Below are 20,905 nucleotides of genomic sequence, written 5' to 3'. Positions count from 1 at the left end.
GGTTGCCGGACTCCGGCAACCCGGACCGCCCGGACCGAGGGGCGTACGGCCGACGGTCACCGCGGAACTACTGGAGCCGCCACTTCTGGTTGGCGGCCCCGGTGCAGCTCCAGATCTGGGCGCGTGCCCCGTTGGCCGTCGAGGCGTCCGTGATGTCCAGGCACTTGTTCGCCGCCGTGTTCACCACGTCCCCGGTGGTCGCGTTGTACGTCCACCGCTGCGCGCCGGTGCCGTTGCAGGTGTAGAGCTGCACCTTCGCGCCGTCCGCGGTCGACGCCGAGGTCACGTCCAGGCAGGCGCCCAGCGCGCGGATCGTGCCGTCCGACTGGACCGTCCAGCGCTGCGCGGCCGAGCCGTTGCAGTCGTAGAGCTGGACCGCTGTGCCGTCCGCCGCGCTGCCGTTCGCCGCGTCCAGGCACTTGCCGCCGGCGCCGGTGAACGCACCCGAGGTGCCGGTCGAGGTGCCGGAGCCGGACTGGGTGCCGGACCAGGTGAAGGTGGCCGAGGTGCGGGCGGGAAGCGAATAACCGAAGGTCGAGCCGCCCCAGTTGACGGTGAGCTGCTGCGCCGAGGAGCCGCCGTTGTAGGCGATCAGCGCCTTGGAGCCGTCCGTGTTGCGCCAGGCGACGTTGGGCACGGTGGAGCTGGCGGTGGACGCGATCCGGGAGGCGCCCGGGCGGACGAACTTCGTCAGGTGGCCCATCGTGTAGTACTCGATGTTGTAGTCCACCTGCCCGCTCCTGGCGTCACCGTTGTGGACCGTGATCAGCCCGTCGCAGGTGCCGCAACCGCCGTTGTGCGGGCCCCGGTTCTGGTCCACCGCGAGGGACCACTTGGTGACCGACTTCGCCCAGTTGCGGGTGTAGTCGATGATGTTGAGCATGTCCTCCTTCTGCTGGTCGGCGATCCAGGTTCCGCCGGAGTGCTCGGTCTGGAAGGCGTCCATCGTGGGGTACTGGTTGTGCACCGCGGTCTGCTTGGCGATGTCGCCGCCGTAGCCGTGCCAGGCGACCCCGCCGAAGTTCGGGTGGTTGCGCACCGCCGCGTCGTCCACGGTGGGCGCGGCGTAGGCGTCGTAGGTGTCCCAGTTCCAGTCGTGCGCCAGCACCTTGGTGGTGAGACCGGCCGCCTGGAGCTTCGGCAGCAGCTCGCTCTTGGTGAAGTAGGCGAGCCCCGAGCCGTTCCAGCTCATCGAGGGGTAGCCCGAGCAGCAGGTCGGCTCGTTCTGCGCGGTGACGTAACTGACCGGGACGCCCTGGGCCTGGTACGCCTGGAGGTACTTGACGAAGTAGTTCGCGTACGCGCCGTAGTTCTCCGCCTTCAGCCAGCCGCCGTTGAGCTGGCCGCTGTCCTTCATCCACGCCGGTGCGGTCCAGGGCGAGGCCATCGTGGTGAGGGCGGGGTTGAGCTGCTTCGCCTGCTTCGTCAGCGGGAGGACGTCCGCGAGGTCGTGCGCCACCGAGAAGTTCGCCAGGGTGGGGTCGGTCTGCCCGGCGGGCATGTCGTCGTAGGTGTACCCGGTCCGTGCCAGGTCCGAGCCGCCCATCGGATTGCGGACGAAGGAGAGCCCGATGCCCTCGGTGGGGGAGAAGAGCTTCTTCATCGTGGCGTCCCGGGTCGCGTCGCTCAGCGCCCCGCTGCTCTTCATCAGCCAGGCCGCGGTGTCCGTGAAGGACGCGCCGCCGCCGGTGAAGGTCTGGTACCGGGTGTTCTCGTCCACGGTCACCACGGTGCCGGCGCTCCCGCCACCGGACGCGAAGGCGACCGGCGTCTGAGCCTGGAGGCCCCGGGTGACATGCCGGCCTCCGGAGTCGTCGGTGGTGGTCAGCACGATGGAGACGCTCTCGCCGGCCGCCTGGGCGGCGGGCGCGACCAGCCCGGTGAGGCCGGCCGCGGCGAGGACGGTCGCGAAGAGCGCCGCACCTGTTTTCAGAGGTCCGCTCGATCGAATCATGGGGGAATGCCCTTCTTCGGCACAGGGGTGGGGTGCTGCCGTCGATCGAGGCGTGAGTGAACTGCCCTCACAGGCTCGCGTCAAGGGGGTGCGTGCGTACAAGAGTTGAAGACGTGAGCGCTCTCTCTCGTTCGCCGGAGGGGCGTGGACCAATCTCGACGTGAAGTATTGACGGCCCTGTTGAGTCGGGGTTAACTCCAGCCGCGACGCCGGTACCGGTTCCGGGACCGGTACCGCGAAGTGGCCGACGCCCGCACGGCGTTGGTGCTCGACCTCGTGTCCCGGCCGGTGAGAACCATCGTTCCGGTGGCGAAAGCAGCAGTTCTGCCCGGTACATCCCGTTTCTCCGCCTGGCCAGGGAGGCTCCGTTGCGCGTCACCATCGCCGATGTGGCCCGTGCCGCCGGAGTCAGCAAGACCACCGTTTCACGGGTGCTCAACACCAAGTCGGACGTGGACCGTTCCACCGCCTCCCGTGTTCGTGAAGTGATCGCACACCTCGGCTACGTCCCCAGCTCCGGAGCGGTCGGCCTGGCCCGGGGCAACAGCCGCACCGTCGGGATGCTGGTGCCCTCGCTGACCTGGTCCTGGATGGGCGAGGTCCTCCAGGGCGTCGTGGACACCGTCGAGGCGGCCGAGTACGGCCTGCTGCTCTTCACCTGCAACCGGGGCGCCGAGTCGGTCCGCCGCTTCACCACGCAGGTCTCGGCCCGCGCCTTCGACGGGCTCGTGGTCGTGGAGCCGGAGAACACCCTCGGCCACCTCACCGCGCTGCACCGCGGCGGCCTGCCGATCGTGCTGATCGACGACCGGGGCCACCACCCCGAGTTCCCCTCGGTCGTGACCACCAACCACGAGGGCGGCGCGAGCGCCGCCCGCCACCTGCTGGCCGACGGGCGCACCCGCCCACTGGTGCTCAGCGGGCCCGCGCACTACGGCTGCGTACGCGAACGGCTCGACGGATTCCGGTCCGTGCTGCCGGATGCCCTCGTCGCCCAGGGCGACTTCACCGAACGCGGCGGCGAACGCGTCATGGCCCACCTCCTCGCCTCCGGGGCGCGGTTCGATTCCGTCTTCGCGCACAACGACGTCAGCGCCACCGGCGCCCTGAGAGCGCTCCACGCCGCCGGGCGCCGGGTACCGGACGACGTCGCCCTCGTCGGCTTCGACGACATCCCGATGGCCGCGCACACCGCGCCCCCGCTCACCACCGTCCGCCAGCCCACCCGCACGATGGGCGAGACGGCGGCCCGGATGCTCCTCGCCCACCTCGACGGCGAGCCCGCTCCGGACGAACCGGCCGTACTCCCCACGGAACTCGTGGTCCGCCGCTCGGCGCCCTGACCGCCCCGACCCGGCGCACGCGCGGCTTCGGACGGCCGCGCGCACCGGGACACCCACACACCCCCACGGGCTCCGGCCCCGCACCAACCTCCCGGCCCCACCCCCCTCGCCCCACCCGTACCGCTGCCGACCCCGTGCAGCCGAGACGAGAGAAGAGCCGCAATGCCAGCTACCCGTCACCGAAGAGGATCGGCGCGGGCCCTCCTCGCCGCCGTCACGGTCCTCGCCGGACTGATCACCGCCGTCGTGCCCGCGGCGGCCGACGACCCCGCACCGGTACTCGTCGACCGGTACGAGGGCGAGGTCCCCCTCAGCGCCCCGCCCGCCGACTCGATCTTCACCTGGGGCTCGGACGCCGACGACCAGCCGAAGCTCGCCTTCACCGAGCGCGCGGACGCCCCCGAGGGCTCCAAGGTCCTCGAAGGCACCTACGACATCAGCGGCTGGGGCGGACTGAGCCACGAGTTCGCCGTCGACCAGGCCCCCCAGGACTGGAGCGCCCACAAGGGCATCCGCTTCTGGTGGTACGGGCAGAACAAGGCACCCCTGCCGCCCGGTTCCGGCAAGAAGATCAGCTTCGAGATCAAGGACGGCGGCGCCAACGGCGGCGCGTCCGAGCTGTGGACCATGTCCTTCACCGACGACTGGGAGGGCTGGCACCAGGTCGAGGTCCCGTTCGCGGACTTCGTCTACCGAGGCGACTACCAGCCCGTCGGCGGCATCGACCACATCCTCGGACTCGACCGGATGTGGGGCTACGCCCTCACCCTGCCGACCGGCGCCCCCGGCTCCTTCGCCATCGACGGCATGGAGCTCTACGGCAAGGCCGACCCGGCGCTGACCGCGGGCATCGCGACCGACGCCACCGTGCACCCGGTGGACAACGGCGGCGCCGCGACGATCGGCCTCACCCTCTCCACCACCGGCGGCCTCCCCATCGAGGAGCCCGTCACCGTCGCGTACACCACCGAGGGCGGCACCGCGGTGGCCGGCACCGACTACACCCCGGTCACCGGCACCTACACCTTCCCGGCGGGCACCGCGTCCGGCGCGACCCACACGGTCAAGGTGACGACCAAGAAGGCGAAGAAGGCGTCCGAGGCCCGGACGGTCCCGCTCGTCCTCACCGTCACCGGCGCCAAGGCCCCGACGGAGACCCCCCAGGTCGTCATCAACGCCCACGGCCTCCCGTACCAGAACGCCAAGCTCCCGGTGAAGCAGCGCGTCGCCGACCTGCTCTCCCGGCTCTCGCCCGCCGAGAAGGCCGGCCAGATGACGCAGGCCGAGCGCAACGCGCTGCGCAGCCCCGGCGACATCGCCTCGTACGACCTCGGCTCGCTGCTCTCCGGCGGCGGCTCGGTCCCCACGCCCAACACCCCCGAGGCGTGGGCGTCGATGATCGACTCGTTCCAGCTGCGCGCCCAGGCGACCCGCTTCCAGATCCCCCTGATCTACGGCGTGGACGCGGTGCACGGCCACAACAACGTCGTCGGGTCGACGATCATGCCGCACAACATCGGCCTCGGTGCCACCCGCGACCCGCAGACCGCCCAGAAGACCGGTGCGGTCACCGCGAGCGAGGTCCGCGCCACCGGCGTCCCGTGGGACTTCGCCCCCTGCGTCTGCGTCACCCGTGACGAGCGCTGGGGCCGGTCCTACGAGTCCTACGGCGAGGACCCGGCGCTCGTCGAGTCCATGGAGACCGTGATCCAGGGCATGCAGGGCGCCGCGAACGGCAGCGACCTGGACCGCAACGACAAGGTGCTCGCCACCGCGAAGCACTACGTCGGCGACGGCGGCACCGAGTTCGGTTCCTCCACCACCGGTTCGTACACGATCGACCAGGGCGTCACCAAGGTCACCCGCGAGGAGCTGGAGGCGGTGCACCTCGCGCCGTTCCAGGAGGCGGTGGACCGCGGTATCGGCACCGTCATGCCGTCGTACTCCTCCCTGGACATCCTGGGCGACGACCAGGGCCCGGTGAAGATGCACGGCGACGCCGAGATGATCAACGGCGTCCTCAAGGACCGGATGGGCTTCGAGGGCTTCGTCATCAGCGACTGGCAGGCCATCGACCAGCTCCCCGGTGACTACGCCAGCGACGTGCGCACCTCGGTCAACGCCGGCCTCGACATGATCATGGTGCCGACCGCGTACCAGGACTTCACCACCACGCTCAAGAGCGAGGTCGCCGCGGGCCGCATCGGCCAGGCCCGGATCGACGACGCGGTCTCCCGCATCCTGACCCAGAAGTTCAAGCTGGGCCTCTTCGAGAACCCCTACGCGGACACCTCGAACATCGACGACATCGGCTCGGACGCGCACCGCGCGGTGGCCCGCGAGGCAGCCGCCAAGTCCCAGGTGCTGCTGAAGAACGACGGCGCCGTCCTCCCGCTGAAGGCGGACCAGAAGGTCTACGTCGCCGGCTCCAACGCCGACAACATCGGCAACCAGGCCGGTGGCTGGACCGTCAGCTGGCAGGGCTCCTCCGGTGCCATCACCCCGGGCACCACGATCCTCCAGGGCATGAAGAAGGACGCCGCCTCGGTCACCTACTCCCAGGACGCCTCCGCTGCCACCGACGGCTACGACGTGGGCGTGGTCGTCGTCGGCGAGACCCCCTACGCCGAGGGCATCGGCGACGTCGGCAACGGCAACGACCTGGAGCTGACGGCCGCCGACAAGGCCGCGATCGACAAGGTCTGCGCCGCGATGAAGTGCGCCGTCCTCGTGGTCTCCGGCCGCCCCCAGCTCATCGGTGACCGCCTCGGCGACATCGACGCGCTGGTCGCCTCCTGGCTCCCGGGCACCGAGGGCGACGGCGTGGCCGACGTGCTCTACGGCAAGCGCGCCTTCACCGGCCAGCTGCCCGTCACCTGGCCGAAGTCCGAGGCTCAGCTCCCCATCAACGTGGGCGACGCCACCTACGACCCGCAGTTCCCCTTCGGCTGGGGTCTCACCACCCTGAAGAAGGCCCCCGTGGGCGGCGAGGTCACCCTGACCGCCCTCCAGGTGGCCGCCGGAGTCGCGGAGAAGCTCCACCTCGGCAAGACCGCGGCGGGCAAGGCGATCGTGGACCAGGCCCGGCTGCTGGTCCAGCAGAAGACCGGCGGGAAGCTGACGGCGGCGGTCTCCAAGCCGTTCGCCGAGGCCGACCACCTGCTGCTCACCGGTGACCTCACCGGCGCGGTGGCCAAGCTGCGGGCGGCCTACCGGGCCGCGTGACCCCGCACGAACCAGGGTGTGCCCGGGCGGAGAGCTTCTGCGCCCGGGCACACCCGTGCGTCCGGGGCGTCCGCGCACCCGGAGAGAGAGCGCGGGCCGGGAGGTCCGGAGTAGCGTGAAGTATGCGAAAAAGGCAGATATTCGCAACGCTGGCCGGTCTGCTGCTGGTCCTCTCGACCGCGCTCCTGGCCCTCGTCCCCGCCGCGTCGGCCTTCTCCGGTTCACCCGCACGCGCCCCCGCCGCGACGATCGAGGACGCGGCCCAGGCGCTGCGCGAGGACCCGGTGTACGTGGACCCCGGCGCCCGTGACCAGCTCTCCACCGGGCAGGAGAAGGCCCTGGAGGACCGGATCACCAAGGCCGACAAGCCGGTGTTCGTCGCTGTCCTCCCGGACACCTCCGCCTTCCCCGAGGACGGCCTGCTGGCCACCCTGCGCAACGACACCGGCATCACCGGGGTGTACGCCGTCCGCCTCGGCGACGGATTCGACGCGGGAGCGGACCCGCAGGTCATGCCGGTCCGCGCGGTCGACAATCTCACCGCGGCCGTGAAGGCCCCGGCCGCCGACACCGCCACCGACGCCCAGCTCGACGCCTTCGTCGACGGTGCGCTCGAACAGGCCGACGGCACCGCTCCGGCCTCCTGGGGCGGCGACGGGAACGGCTCCTCGGCCGCCCGCTCCACCGGTGCCGGTCTGCTGGTCCTCGCCGGAGTGGCCGTCGTGGGGTCCGCCGGGGCCTACGCGGTCATGCGTCGCAACCGTCGTCGGGTCCGCGCCGAGGAGAGCGCCGCGCTCGACAAGCTCCGGACCGTGGTCGACGAGGACATCACCGCCTACGGCGAGACCCTGGAACGCCTGGACTTCCACCCCGGTGAGCCGGGTGCCGACGACGCGATGCGCGCCGATTACGCACACGCGCTCGACTCGTACGAGAGCGCCAAATCCCGCATGGCCAAGGCCGAACGCCCCGCTGACGTCCGCCCCGTCACCCAGGCCCTGGAGGACGGCCGCTACTCCCTCGCCGTGCTGGAGGCCCGCCGCACCGGGTCCGCCCTGCCCGACCGCAGGCCCCCCTGCTTCTTCGACCCCCGCCACGGCCCCTCCGTCGCCGACGTCCGCTGGCGCCCCGCCGGCGCCTCCTCCCGGGAGGTCCCGGTGTGCGCCGCGGACCGGGCCCGGCTGGAGGACGGCGAGGACCCGATGAGCCGCACCGTGGACGTGGGGGACGGCAGCCGGCGCCCGTACTGGGAAGCCGGACCGGCCTACGGGCCCTGGGCCGGCGGCTACTTCGGCGGCGGACTGCTCCCGGGCCTGCTGGTCGGCACGATGCTCGGCTCGATGCTCTCCACCCCGGCGTACGCGGCCGACTACGGTGGCGGGGACTTCGGCTCCGGCGGCGACTGGTCGGGCGGCGACGTCTCCGGCTCCGACTTCGACTCCTCCGGCTTCGGCGACGGCGGCGGCTTCGGGGACGGCGGCGGTTTCGGCAGTGGTGGCGGGTTCGACGGGGGCGGCGGGTTCTGAGCCTGCCGGGACCTCATGGGGGCGTGGGACGGCCCTCGCCCGCCGCGGACGGTGCCCGCTGGTTCCCGCGCAAGTCAGCGCTCCACGGCCACTCTCTTCTCCGCCCGCTCCGTGCGGGTGTGCCTCGGGCTTTCTCCGTGCGGGTGTCCTGGGCGACGGCGGCGCGGGCCGACGTCGGCCACGTGATCACACCTCGCGCTCACGTCCCCAACGGTAGAACGGGAACTTCCGTCAGAACCCGAGATGTACCCGTCCTCGCCGGCCACGCCCACACCGCGGCCGCCTCGACCTTCGCCGGACTCCCGCTGATCGTCGGCCCGCCGCCACCTGGACCCTGCGCATGCCCTGGGAGGGCGACGAGGCGGCCGACCGCGAGCAGCCGCCCGGCCCCGCCTTCCACGTCCTCGGCGACGCCCGGCGCCACCGCGTCGTGCTCCCGGCCCCGCCCGGCGCGAAGTGAGGCCTCGCGCGTACGCGCCGGCCCCCGCCCCCGCCTGCGACCGGGCGGGAACGGGGGCCGGGACCGAGCGGCGGACGATCCTGCCGTCCGCCGCGCCGACTACGCCTTCTTGAGGGTGAAGTCCGTCGTCACCGTCCCCTTCTTGACGACCTTGACGGTGGTGGTGGTCGGGGCGTACCCGTCCTTGGCCACGATCACGGTGAGCGGGTTGTTCCGGGCGTCCAGCCAGAGCGCGTAGTGGCCGTCCTTGTCCGTGATCAGGGTGTACGAGGACGCCCACGAGTCGACCTGGACGGTTGCTCCCTTGAGGGGAGCCGTGACGCCGGTGGACGACTTGCCGAGCACCGTTCCGGTGATCTTGCCCCAGGTGTTGGGCGGCGCCACCGTCATGGTGACCGGGACGGACGCCACGGCGTACGGAGTGTCGGACGAGATGCCGATCCGGGCGGTGAAGTCACCGGGCTGGGTGATCTCCTCGACCGCGGCCGTCACCGACACCGCGACCGAGACGCTCGCTCCCGGGGCGAGGGTGAACTCCGAGGTGCCCAGCGACAGCCAGCTGACGTCCGAGCCGCCGGTCTGGTCGTAGCCGGGGAGCAGCTCCACCGCGGTGGACGGGCTGGAGGGGCCGTCGGCGCCGCCGACCTTGAAGAAGCCCGGGGCGCCGCCGCCCCGGTAGGTGGCGACATCGGCGTTGGGCAGGGCGGACCAGGACCCGGCGGCGGGGTCGTAGGCGTAGCCCGCGTTGGTGAGCTCGCCGTCGCTGACACCGGACGAGGCCAGCAGCAGGCCGTTGGCAGCGGTGGAGGCGGAGCCCCACAGGGGCTGCGGCAGGTCCGGCAGGGCCGACCAGGCGTCGGCCGCCGGGTCGTAGGCGTACGCGGACTTCAGCTCGCCGGAGTCGTTGGTGCCGCCGGCGCAGTACAGCAGTCCGCCGATGGCGCCGCAGGCCTCCCAGGCGACGTCCTCCGGGTAGTCCGCCGCGGTGGACCAGGAGTCTTCCGACGGGTCGTAGACCGTCACCGAGCCGGAGCCGCAGACGTCGGTGCAGCCGCCGACCGAGTACAGCTTGCCGCCCAGGACCGCGGAGCCCGAGCCCGCCAGCGGATCGGGGGAGGGGGCGCCGGTCGTCCAGGTGTTGGAGGCGGGGTCGTAGATCTCCAACTTGGCGTCCGTGCTCCCGTCGGCCGCCCAGCCGCCGACGGCGTACAGCTTCCCGTCGATGAAGCCGTGGGCCGGAGCCTCCCGGGTGTCGGCCGCGTCGGCCAGCTTCGTCCAGCCGGTCTCCGCCTCGTACGCGTAGAGCGACCGGGTGTCGTCGACACCGTTGTAGCCGAACGCCGAGTACAGCTTGCCGCCGTCGGCGGCGACGGCGTTGTCCTCGATGGCGCCGGGCAGATCGGCGACGGTCTGCCACGCGTCGCCGGCCTCGGCCGGAGCGGCCGCGGCCTCACCGGCCTGGCCGGCCCGGCTCTTCGCGGACAGCGGTGAGTAGTGCCCCTTCCTGGTGATCAGCGGCGCGCCCGCGGCGGCCGGTGTGAACTCCCCGCTCTCCTCGGAGAGTCCGAAGGCGGCGGCGGCGCCGCCGGTGTTCTTGACCGTGACGGTCTTCGTCGCCGAACCGCCCCAGGCGACCGGGGCGGTCACCTCGGCGGGGGTGACCTTGAGGCGTCCGGCCTTCAGGGAGAAGTTCTTCGACGCCACCGAGTCCGCGGCGAAGGTCACCGCCTTGGCCGCGGCGGTGTACTTGGACTTAGTGGCCGTCAGGGTCTGCTTGCCGACCGGTGCGAAGGCCCAGTAGAAGCCGTCGCCGAGCGCCGCGTCGTCCGGGGTGGCGGCCGAGGTCGTGCTCACGGCCCCCGTCCCCGTGCCGGCGAGCGTGCCGCCGACGATTCCGTCACCGGTGTTGGCGTCGGTGACCTGCCCGACGACCAGGCCGCCGGGGACGGCCGACACGCTGCGGGAGCCGACGAACACGTCGTCGACCTGCCACCACCAGCCGTACTTGCTGGTGAAGTGGAAGCGCACCCGGACGTCGGACTGGCCCGCGTAGTCGGTCAGCGCGACGGTGACCTTGGAACCGGTGACCGCGGTGGTGTGCGAGGAGACCGCGGACCAGGTGGTGCCGCCGTCCGCGCTCACCTCGACCCTGGCGGTCTGGCCGGAGTACGTCTTGTAGCTGGTCCGGTAGGCGAGTTCGGGCAGGTCCGTGCCGGTGAAGTCGTACGACGGGCTGGTCAGCACGGAGTCCTGGACCTTGCCGCTGCCCGCCTTGTCGCTGTCGACGATGGCGAAGGCGCCCTTACCGCCGGTGCTGTTGGTCCGCTTGCCCGGGTCGTCGAACTGCCAGCCGCCGGTGGTCCCCGCGGCGTTGGTGACGGTCCAGCCCTCGGGGGCCGAGGTGGTCGAGTCGAACGGTTCGGTGGTGCCTTCGTCCTTCGACGTGTACCCGGCCGCGGTGCCGGCCCAGGCGTCCACCGGCAGGCTCACGTTGGCGGAGACCGCCGAGTCGCCCACCGTGACGATCCGGGTGACGCTCTGGTAGCCCGGGTAGTTGCTGGTGACCTTCAGGGCGTACTTCCGGCCGGCCGGGAGGTCGACCGACCAGGCGCCGGTGGCGGGGTCGGTCTCGACGGGCGCGCCCGGCACCCCGTCGACGGCGATCGCCGCGTAGAGCGGCCAGCCGTGCCCCGAACCGTCGGTGACCTTGCCGGAGACCGTCCGGCTCTGCACCGGGGCGAGCGCGAAGCTCTTGGTCACCGAGGAGCCGTCGGTGATCTCCACGCCGACGGAGGTGACCGTGGTGAAGCCGTAGGCGGCGACCTCCAGGTCGTAGGTGCCGGGCGTCAGGGTGAGTGTGTAGGTGCCGTCCACCCCGGACTCGGCCCGGGAGTCACCCGCGCTGATCTCCGCGCCCGCGACCGGTTCACCGGTGGCGCTGTTGGTGACGGCGCCGGTCAGCGTGCCGTGCGGACCGCTGCGGAAGGCCTGCACGCCTGCGGGCGTACCGAGACCGGTCGGACCGTCCCAGCCCGCGCCCGCGGTGCAGAGCCTGGCCGGGGAGCAGGAGCCGTTGTCGCCGTCGACGACGTCGTTCAGCCCGCTGCCGCCGGCCGCGTAGGGGTAGGCCGCCGGGTAGGAACCGGTGGGCGGGGTGCCGGCCGCGGCGTACACGCCGGCGATGATCGGGGCGGAGGCGCTGGTGCCGCCGTAGACGGCCCAGCCGTCCCCGCCGTAGGTCTGGTAGACCGAGACGCCGGTCAACGGGTCGGCGACCGCGGCGACATCGGCGACCGCGCGCTGGTCGCAGTCGGTGGCGATGCCGTCCTGCCAGGCAGGGCGGTCCTCGTAGACCGAGCAGCCCGATCCCGGGCCGCCGTGGCTGTTGAACCAGACCGATTCGGACCAGCCGCGCGTGGTGGAGGAGTCCTGCGCCAGCGCGGTGCCGCCCACGGAGGTCACGAACCGCGAGGCCGCGGGGTAGGCGACACCGTAGGCGTCGTCGCCCGAGGAGGCGACCACGGCGACACCCGGGTGGTTGTAGTGGGCGTCGAATTCGGTGGTCTCCGCCGGGTCCTCACCGCTGCCCGGAGCGGTGGTGTAGCTCGTACCGTACGAGTTGGAGACGAACTTGGCGCCCTGCGCGACCGCCTGGTCGACCGAGGCGCCCATGTCCTCGAAGGAGGCGGAGTCGGCCTCCACCAGGAGGATCCTCGCGTTCGGCGCGGCCGCCGAGACCATGTCCAGGTCGAGGGAGATCTCCCCGGCCCAGCCGCTGTTCGCCGCCGGGTAGTCGGTGCCGCCCCGCTGGTCGATCTTCTTGAAGCAGCCGTTCTCCGTGGTGCAGGCGGGCAGGCCGTACTGCGCCCGGTAGACCGCGAGGTCCTCCTCGGCGGTCGGGTCGTCGTAGGCGTCCACGATGGCGATCGTCTGGCCCGCCCCGCCGCCGGCCGGCAGGTCGTAGGCGTCCTGGAGTGCGGTGGCCCCCCAGCCGGACGGGGTGGTGGCGTCGGGCCGGACGCCCTTCCCGGACTCCACGTCGGTGCGCCGCAGCGCGAAGCAGCGGACCTCGCCGGCCCCGGGTTCGGCGCAGGACGCCTCGACGGACGGTTTGGTGTTCGTGCCTGAGCCGGCAGGATCTGCCGCGCTCGCCGTCGGAGAGGCGAGCCCGACCACTGCGAGGGCCAGGGCGATCAGCCCGGTCAAGGCCCGTCTTTTCCGTCCGGCGGCCGGTCTGGGTATTCCGGTGACGGTCACGTGTCTCCCATGTGATGCACGGGTCGACCACCTGTTTTCAGGTCGACGGCGAATTGTTTTCACCGGTCACCCATTAATCAGGTCTTGCAAGGTTCATGTCAATGGCACCTTTGTTAAATCTGTGGATTCCCTCTGCGGTCGTGAAATGGTTCATGTGCGGGCGAACCGGGGGAAGGTGGCAGTCGGGTGGTCGGGGCGATGGAGGAATCCGGCGCATCACGGGACTTCGGCCGGGGCTGTGCGCTCCGACGCGGCCGGTCCGGGGCTTGTGGCGGTCGCGAGACGAGGGGGCGATCGCTCTGATTCGGCCATGTGGTGCCGGGGTGGCGGCTTTTCGGAATCATGCCGGCCGCGCGTGACCAGTGCGCTTTCTCGGGGCGGGGACGTTCGGCCGGTCGCTTTTCGGTAATGATCCGTGCATGTTGAATATGCGTGGTCGAGCGGACGGGCGCCCGAATATCCGGGGGAAAACCGGTTCCAATTCGACAGTGCGTCCGGAGGAGGTTTGCGGGCCTGTTCGGGCCGATTCGGGCGGGTGTGCCGACCGGAATCGGGCGCGGCGTCCGGAGCGGCGTCGAGCGTCACGACAGGTCCGCCGCCGTCCGAGGCGCCCGCCCGGCGGGCGCCTCGGACGGCGGGATTTTGCCGCTTCGGCAAGCGTGCTTGTCGTGGGCGCCGCACGAGTGCACCATCGCTCGCCATGGAGGTGTACCGATATGAGTGACAGGTCCCAGAGGTACGACGTCGTGGTGATCGGCGGCGGCGCCGCCGGGCTGAGCGGAGCCCTGGCGCTGTCCCGGGCCAGGCGTTCGGTGCTGGTGGTCGACGCGGGTGCACCGCGCAACGCGCCCGCCGCCCACGCCCACAACTACCTGGGGCGCGAGGGCGTCCCGCCGCTGGAGCTGCTGGAGGACGGCCGGGCCGAGGCGGCCGCGTACGGAGCGGAAATCGTCGAGGGCGAGGCGGTGGCGGCCCGGAGGCTGCCGGACGACGGATTCCGGGTGGAGTACGCGGACGGCACGGCGGTCGAGGCGCGCAGGCTTCTCGTCACCACCGGACTGGTCGACGAGCTTCCTCCCGTCCCCGGTCTCGCGGAGCACTGGGGAACCGGTGTTCTGCACTGCCCGTACTGCCACGGCTGGGAGGTGAGGACCCGCCCGGTCGGGATCCTGGCCACGGGGCCACTGGCCGTGCACCAGGCACTGCTGTGGCGGCAGTGGACGGACGACGTGACGTTGTTCCGGCACCTGGAGGACGACTTCGGCGACGACGCGTACGAGCAGCTTGCCGCACGGGGCGTCACCGTCGTGGACGGCGAGGTGGTGGGTATCGAGGCGCGGGACGGCCGGCTCACCGGGGTCCGGCTGGCCTCGGGCACGGTCTTCTCGCGCGAGGCGCTCGTCGTCCAGCCACGCTTCACCGCCCGCTCCGGCGTGCTGGAGGGTCTGGGGCTCGCCCCCACCCCGATGGAGATGGGCGGCCGGGTCCTCGGTACGTACATCGCCGCCGACCCGGCCGGAGCCACCGAGGTGCCGGGCGTGTGGGTGGCGGGCAACGTCACCAACCTGATGGAGCAGGTCGTCGGAGCCGCCGCGGCCGGGCTGAAGGCGGCTGCCGCGCTCAACGCGGACCTCGTCACCGAGGACACCCGCTTGGCGGTGGAGGCCCGCCGCTCGTCCACGGACACCCAGGGAGACCCCATGGCCGGCACCGATTCCGCCACCCCGCGCACCGACGCCGAACTGTGGGACGAGCGCTACCTCCGGAGCGACCGGATCTGGAGCGGGAACCCCAACACCGTGCTGGTCCGCGAGGTTTCGGACCTGGAGCCGGGACGCGCCCTGGACCTCGGCTGCGGTGAGGGCGCCGACGCCGTCTGGCTGGCCGGCCGGGGCTGGGAGGTCACCGCGACCGACCTCTCACGGGTTGCGCTCGGACGGGCGGCCGTCCACGCGGCGGACGCCGGAGTGGCCGACCGGATCGACTGGCAGTGGCACGACCTGGGGGTGTCCTTCCCGGAAGGGGAGTACGACCTGGTCTCCGCGCAGTTCCTGCACTCCATGGGGGACCTGCCCAGGGAGCGCATTCTGCGACGGGCGGCCGACGCCGTCGCGCCCGGCGGGATCCTGCTGGTCGTCGGCCACGCGGGCTTCCCGCACTGGGAGAAGAACCCGGACCCCGCCGTGCGCTTCCCGACCCCCGACGAGGTGCTGGCCCAGCTGGAGCCGGCGCCGGGGGAGTGGCAGGTGCTGCTCAGCGACGAGCACGAGCGGGTGCAGAACGACCCGGACGGCAACCCCACCACCCGTACGGACAACGCGCTCAAGGTCCGCCGCACGGGGTGACCCGGGCCGACCCGGGCAGGGCGCGGCCGGGCCATCCGGTCCCGTACCGCCCGTACACGCGCGAGCGCCCGCCCCGGTACTCCCCGTTGTGGGGAGTCGGAGACGGGCGCGCTCGGGTGACGCGGGGATCAGGCGGCGGACTTGATCGCGGAGATGTCGAAGGTCAGCTTCACCTTGTCGCTGACCATCACGCCACCGGTCTCCAGGGCGGCGTTCCAGGTCAGGCCCCAGTCGGAGCGGAGGATGGTGGCGCCACCCTCGAAGCCGACACGCTGGTTGCCGTACGGGTCGGTGGCCGAGCCGTTGAACTCCAGGTCGATGGAGAGCGGGCGGGTGACGTCCTTGATGGTGAGGTCGCCGGTGATCCGGTAGGAGTCGCCACCGAGCTGCTCGGCGGTGGTGGAGCGGAAGGTCATCTTCGGGAACGCCTCGGCGTCGAAGAAGTCGCCGCTGCGCAGGTGGGCGTCACGGTCGGCGATGCCGGTGTCGATGCTGGCGATCTCGACGTCGATGGAGGCGGTGGAGTGGTGCGGGTCGGTGCCGTTCAGTACCAGGGTGCCCTCGTGCTCGCCGAAGGAGCCGCGCACGTTCGTCACCATCGCGTGGCGCACCGTGAAGCCGATGCTGCTGTGGGCCGGGTCGATCGTGTAGGTGCCGGTCAGGGCGGCGAGCGCGGGGTCCACAGCGGGCTTCTCGGCGACAGCGGTCGTGGTGGCGGACTTGCGGTTGAACAGAGCCATGGCTCCTCCTCGGGAGACGTGTTCCTCGAAGTCGAAGGCCTCGGTTTGTTCAACCTTCAACGAGTTCGACTGTAGACCTGTTTAGTTCAAACTTCAACATCCGATCGCGACCGGTTTCCCGGAGGCCCGTCCCGGCGGCCTCACCCGCCGTCGGCCGTCCCGCTGGCCCCCGGGGATTCACCGCATCGCCACGGACGCGGTCTGGCGGACGCGCGTAGAACTCGGGCAGTATCGCCATGCCGCGCCGCGCGGTGCTCCCTGATTCACCCCCGTGCCGCGCGGTGAACCGAAGTTGTCATGAGCAGGAGGAGACCCCCCATGTTGACCCGCCCCAGGCTCCGCTCCGCCCTCACCGCCCTCGCCCTCGTGCTGGGCGTTCTCTTCGCACCCGGGGTCGGCGTGCTCGGCGGTGCCACCGACGCCCACGCCGCCACCAAGCTCACCCACGCCCAGGCCACCGCCCGGTTCAGCTCGTCCGGGATCACCTGGTCCTCCTCGGGCGGCTGCTCCGACCGCAACAACTCGACCTGTACCTCCTTCGACCAGCTCAACCTGGCCACCGCCCAGGGCGCCCAGACCCTGAAGAGCGCCACCGGCTGCGCCATCAACATCACCGGCGGTACGGAGACGGGCCACGCGAGCGGCACCTACTCGCACTGGAACGGCTACAAGCTCGACTTCGCGAAGAACACCTGCCTGAACAACTACGTCACCGGCACCTTCACCTACATCGGGCTCCGCGGTGACGGATACGCCCAGTACCAGGCGGCCTCCGGCAACATCTACGTCAACGAGGGCAACCACTGGGACACGACCTACTACAACTGCGGCGGCTGCTGACCGGCGCGCACACCCGGCCCTCCACGCACACGTGCCCCCTCTCCCGCCGTCGGGAGAGGGGGCACGCGCGCCGTGGGGGTCTCGGAATGGGTCAGGATCCGACGCTCACCGTGAAGCGCCGGGGGTTGCCGTCGTTCGCGGCGCCCGAGACGTCCGGCTGACCGTCGGGGCGCACGTCGTCGTAGGGGAAGGCGTAGCCGATCGGGCTGTTGGCGTGCACGATGCGGGACCAGTGGTTGGTCACGGCTTCCTGGTAGTAGTCCGCGGTGGTGGTGCCGTTCGGCTGGTCCGGGTGGCTGAGCATGATCGAGCGGTTGAACCCGGCCGCCAGCCGCGCCAGCAGGGCCTTCTTGTCGTCCGAGTCGGCGGGGTTGTTGGTGAAGGGGCCGTGGTTGCAGGTGAAGATGTCCTTCGACACCGGCTTGGTGAAGGTGTGGCCACCGTCGAAGACCAAGTCGTCCCCGCTGACCCGGCCGGCCAGCACGCCCCGGCCGCCCTGCAGGTCGATCCGCAGATCGGTGGAGCGGTACTTCTCCCACACCTGGTCGATCTGCGCGGTGAACAGGTCCCGGAAGGGCATCTGGTCCGGCCGGTCGAAATACGGCGCCATGAGGTTCTGCGGTGAGACGACCCGCAGCACCTGCCCGTCCGCGCCCCGGGTGACCAACTGGTCCCAGGGCTGCCCGTCCGCCGCCGCCTGAGCGATCAGCCCGTCCGCGATCCGCTGCACCGCGCCGTCCGGCAGCGGGGCGACCGTGTGGGTGGAGTCACCCTCCAGGGTCAGCCCGATCGGGAGTGCCGTGACCAGGTCGACGTAGCTGATGTTCGCGTAGAGCTGCTGCGGGTTGAAGGTGAACTCGCAGAAGGACCAGGTCCGCCCGTAGTTCGCGTCCGTCGAGGTGGCGAACGCCGGCTCCACCAGCGCCGGGCCCGGGTTCAGGTAGAAGTCCAGCGTGTCGTCGCGTACGAAGTACACCCGGGCGCCGTACATCTGCGGGAGCGTCAGCACCACCGGAGCCCCGCCCGACGGGTTCAGCGGGATCGAACAGTCGACCGGCAGAGGGGTCTGTGCCGCGGCGGGGGAGTCCGGCCGGTAGAGGCTGCCGTCCGCGCGCAGGAGCACCCAGCGATCGGTTCCCTGCTCGTGACCGGTGACGTACGCGCGCACCGTGCCGGGCAGCGAGCGGTTCACCAGGGCCAGCTCGCAGGTCGCGGCGGCGGCCGAGGCTCGGGGGGAGAGGGTGCTGCCCCAGACGGGATAGCTGAGCGCCGCGGCCGAGGCGGCCGCGCCGGTGAGGAAGGTGCGACGAGAGATCACGAGGAGCTCCGGAGGGGTGGGGGGAGATGGACGGAGCACGGCCGGGCCGTGCGGACGGTGGGGGCCGCCCTGTGGTGCGGACCACTTTCACCACGCCTGTCACAGGCGTCAAGAGGTGTGACTGAGAGCGCTCTCAGAATCAGGATTTCTTCACAACTCGTCTTCATGGTGCCCGTGTTGACGCCTGAGAAGGGGTGACTCGCCGTCGATCCGGTCAAGAGGTGACAAGAGGCGAAAGGAGGGAGGGTGGCCGAACCCTGCCGGGCCTTCCCCCGGGGGCCCCGGAGGAGCCCTGGGGGAAGGCCGGCAGAGGGTTCCGGGGAAGCGGGGGGAGGCCCCGGGGAAGGGCGTGACCGCGGTGGCCGTTTGTCCGTCGGAGGGGGTGGTCCACTAGGCTCGACCCCTGCATGAGCTGCCCGGACCCTCTCCCGCCCCACTTGTGGGAACCCTATAAGCCGGGGTGGGTCCCAGATGGTGGATCGCACGCATGGTGCGAGGGTTCTGTCGGTCCCCGCCAGGAAACCGGTCAGGAGACTGTACGGATTCGACGGCGGTATTTGCGCCGCCGGATTCGTAGGGTCGGTACATGACCGTTGTGGACGAAATCCCGGGTGAGCCGAGCGACACGCGTGGCCGGGTGGCAGAGCTGCTGGCCCTGCGCGAGCAGGCCCGGCGCGGCCCGAGCGACCGGGCGACCGAGGCGCAGCACGCCAAGGGCAAGCTGACCGCCCGCGAGCGCATCGAACTCCTGCTGGACGCCGGTTCGTTCAAGGAGGTCGAGCAGCTCAGGCGGCACCGGGCCACCGGCTTCGGCCTGGAGTCCAAGAAGCCCTACACCGACGGTGTCATCACCGGCTGGGGCACGGTCGACGGCCGGACGGTCTTCGTCTACGCGCACGACTTCCGGATCTTCGGCGGCGCACTGGGCGAGGCCCACGCCACCAAGATCCACAAGATCATGGACATGGCCATCTCGGCCGGAGCGCCGCTGGTCTCCCTGAACGACGGCGCCGGCGCCCGTATCCAGGAGGGCGTCAGCGCGCTCGCCGGCTACGGCGGCATCTTCCAGCGCAACACCCGGGCGTCCGGTGTCATCCCGCAGATCAGCGTGATGCTCGGCCCGTGCGCGGGCGGCGCGGCGTACAGCCCCGCCCTCACCGACTTCGTCTTCATGGTCCGCGAGACCTCGCAGATGTTCATCACCGGCCCGGACGTCGTCAAGGCGGTCACCGGCGAGGAGATCACCCAGAACGGCCTCGGCGGCGCCGACGTGCACGCCGAGACCTCGGGCGTGGCGCACTTCGCGTACGACGACGAGGAGACCTGCATCGCCGAGGTCCGCTACCTCATCGGGATGCTGCCCTCGAACAACCGCGAGAACCCGCCGACGGTGGCGAGCGACGACCCGGCGGACCGCCGCGGCGACGTCCTGCTGGACCTGGTGCCGGCCGACGGCAACCGCCCGTACGACATGCACAAGGTCATCGAGGAGCTCGTCGACGACGGCGACTACCTGGAGATCCACGAGCGCTGGGCCCGCAACATCATCTGCGCCCTCGCCCGGATGGACGGCCAGGTCGTCGGCATCGTCGCCAACCAGCCGCAGTCCCTGGCCGGTGTGCTGGACATCGAGGCGTCCGAGAAGGCCGCGCGATTCGTCCAGATGTGTGACGCCTTCAACATCCCGATCATCACTCTTCTGGACGTACCCGGCTTCCTTCCGGGCGTGGACCAGGAGCACGGTGGGATCATCCGGCACGGCGCCAAGCTGCTCTACGCCTACTGCAATGCCACCGTGCCGAGGATCTCGTTGATCCTGCGCAAGGCGTACGGCGGCGCGTACATCGTCATGGACAGCCAGTCCATCGGCGCCGACCTGACCTACGCCTGGCCGACCAACGAGATCGCGGTCATGGGAGCCGAGGGTGCCGCCAACGTCATCTTCCGCCGCCAGATCGCCGAGGCCGAGGACCCCGAGGCCATGCGCACCCGCATGGTCAAGGAGTACAAGGCCGAGCTGATGCACCCGTACTACGCGGCGGAGCGCGGACTGGTCGACGACGTCATCGACCCGGCCGAGACCCGCGAGGTGCTGATCGCCTCGCTCGCGATGCTCCGGAACAAGCACGCCGACCTGCCGTCCCGCAAGCACGGCAACCCCCCGCAGTAGTCGTCGGCCCGCGCGGTACCCGCGCACCGGAACGACACCCTGCCGAGAAGACGGAGACATCCATGAGCGTCACTTCTGCCGAGTCCGTGCTGCGCGTCGAGAAGGGCCACGCCGCCCCCGAGGAGCTCGCGGCCATCACCGCGGTGCTGCTCGCCCGTGCGGCGGCCCAGCCCGCTCCCGTCCGCGGCGGCCGTGACACGGCCGGATGGCGTCGCCTGGAGCGCACCCCCGGCTTCCGCGCCCCGCACAGCTGGCAGGGCTGACCACCCTTCCGGAGGCCGGACCGCGAGGTCCCGGACCCCCGGCGCGGCGGGGACATCCCACCCACTCCGCCCACAACGCCCCTCAAGGCCCTGGAGGGCCGCTCCGGGCACCGCACGAGGCCCCGGCCGGGAAGTGTCCCGGCCGGGGCCATTGCATGGCCGGAAACAGCCGCCACGGCCCGTGCGGGGCCGCACGGGCACGCGGAGCCGGGTCCGTACGGGCCGTGGCCGGGTCCGTACGCACGCGGCGCCGGGTCCGAACGCACCTGGACCGGGTCCGAACACACGCGAAAAGAAGCCCCGACCTTCCGGTGAACAACCGGGGGATCGGGGCTTCTCCTCGTACGGGGCCGTACCCGGCGTCAGCGCAGCCGGGCCATCAGGGCGTGTTCGACGAGGGTGATGAGGGCGCTCTTGGCGTCCGAGCGGTGTCGGGCGTCGGTGGTGAGGATCGGGGTGTCGGG

The 20,905-nt window shown here is 71.4% G+C and carries 11 protein-coding genes and 2 pseudogenes; 8 read left to right on the top strand and 5 right to left on the bottom strand.

Going from position 1 to position 20,905, the window contains the following annotated elements:
* Positions 1-67: 67 nt before the first annotated feature.
* Positions 68-1,954, bottom strand: a complete 1,887-nt coding sequence (locus ACWD3D_RS16785) for a lectin (RefSeq protein ID WP_451461603.1) — start codon at positions 1,952-1,954, stop codon at positions 68-70.
* A gap of 368 nt (positions 1,955-2,322) precedes the next feature.
* Between ACWD3D_RS16785 and ACWD3D_RS16780 the strand changes: the two genes are divergently transcribed.
* From ACWD3D_RS16780 to ACWD3D_RS16765, 4 genes and pseudogenes are all read left to right on the top strand, one after another.
* Positions 2,323-3,297 carry a LacI family DNA-binding transcriptional regulator gene (locus tag ACWD3D_RS16780; protein WP_451461602.1) on the top strand — a complete coding sequence of 325 codons (975 nt, stop codon included), beginning with the start codon at positions 2,323-2,325 and terminating at the stop codon, positions 3,295-3,297.
* Between the two features lie 162 nt (positions 3,298-3,459).
* Positions 3,460-6,522, top strand: a complete 3,063-nt coding sequence (locus ACWD3D_RS16775; protein ID WP_451461601.1) for a glycoside hydrolase family 3 protein — start codon at positions 3,460-3,462, stop codon at positions 6,520-6,522.
* 122 nt (positions 6,523-6,644) lie between these two features.
* Complete coding sequence (locus tag ACWD3D_RS16770) at positions 6,645-8,048, top strand: hypothetical protein (RefSeq protein ID WP_451461600.1); 1,404 nt, start codon at positions 6,645-6,647, stop codon at positions 8,046-8,048.
* 239 nt (positions 8,049-8,287) lie between these two features.
* Positions 8,288-8,508 (top strand): annotated as a pseudogene (locus tag ACWD3D_RS16765) (phosphodiesterase); the annotation flags it as partial.
* A gap of 99 nt (positions 8,509-8,607) precedes the next feature.
* Here the strand turns inward: ACWD3D_RS16765 and ACWD3D_RS16760 are convergent.
* A complete protein-coding gene (locus ACWD3D_RS16760) occupies positions 8,608-12,714 on the bottom strand; it encodes a carboxypeptidase regulatory-like domain-containing protein (protein ID WP_451461599.1) in 4,107 nt (1,368 codons plus the stop codon).
* A 767-nt stretch (positions 12,715-13,481) separates the two neighbouring features.
* On the opposite strand from ACWD3D_RS16760, the gene ACWD3D_RS16755 reads away from it, so the two are divergent.
* A complete protein-coding gene (locus ACWD3D_RS16755; RefSeq protein WP_451461598.1) occupies positions 13,482-15,110 on the top strand; it encodes an FAD-dependent oxidoreductase in 1,629 nt (542 codons plus the stop codon).
* A gap of 128 nt (positions 15,111-15,238) precedes the next feature.
* Here ACWD3D_RS16755 and ACWD3D_RS16750 read toward each other — a convergent pair whose 3' ends face one another.
* Entirely contained in the window at positions 15,239-15,850 is a 612-nt protein-coding gene (locus ACWD3D_RS16750) for a YceI family protein (RefSeq protein ID WP_451461604.1), read from the bottom strand.
* A gap of 318 nt (positions 15,851-16,168) precedes the next feature.
* On the opposite strand from ACWD3D_RS16750, the gene ACWD3D_RS16745 reads away from it, so the two are divergent.
* Positions 16,169-16,690 (top strand): hypothetical protein, encoded by a 522-nt coding sequence (locus tag ACWD3D_RS16745; RefSeq protein WP_451461597.1) that lies wholly within the window; start codon positions 16,169-16,171, stop codon positions 16,688-16,690.
* A 91-nt stretch (positions 16,691-16,781) separates the two neighbouring features.
* Here ACWD3D_RS16745 and ACWD3D_RS16740 read toward each other — a convergent pair whose 3' ends face one another.
* Positions 16,782-18,008, bottom strand: a complete 1,227-nt coding sequence (locus ACWD3D_RS16740) for a glycoside hydrolase family 64 protein (protein ID WP_451461596.1) — start codon at positions 18,006-18,008, stop codon at positions 16,782-16,784.
* A 586-nt stretch (positions 18,009-18,594) separates the two neighbouring features.
* Here ACWD3D_RS16740 and ACWD3D_RS16735 point away from each other — a divergent pair.
* Together ACWD3D_RS16735 and ACWD3D_RS16730 are read left to right on the top strand one after the other, a co-directional pair.
* Complete coding sequence (locus tag ACWD3D_RS16735; RefSeq protein WP_451461595.1) at positions 18,595-20,178, top strand: acyl-CoA carboxylase subunit beta; 1,584 nt, start codon at positions 18,595-18,597, stop codon at positions 20,176-20,178.
* Positions 20,179-20,240: 62 nt separating this feature from the next.
* Positions 20,241-20,441, top strand: coding sequence for an acyl-CoA carboxylase subunit epsilon (locus tag ACWD3D_RS16730; RefSeq protein ID WP_451461594.1), 201 nt, complete (start codon positions 20,241-20,243; stop codon positions 20,439-20,441).
* A gap of 362 nt (positions 20,442-20,803) precedes the next feature.
* Here ACWD3D_RS16730 and ACWD3D_RS16725 read toward each other — a convergent pair.
* A pseudogene (locus ACWD3D_RS16725) lies at positions 20,804-20,905 on the bottom strand (ATP-binding protein); the annotation flags it as partial.

Source organism: Streptomyces sp. NPDC002690, from assembly GCF_053592415.1.
The sequence above is the reverse complement of the archived record's forward strand: the minus strand, read 5'-3'. Positions and strand labels throughout refer to the sequence as shown.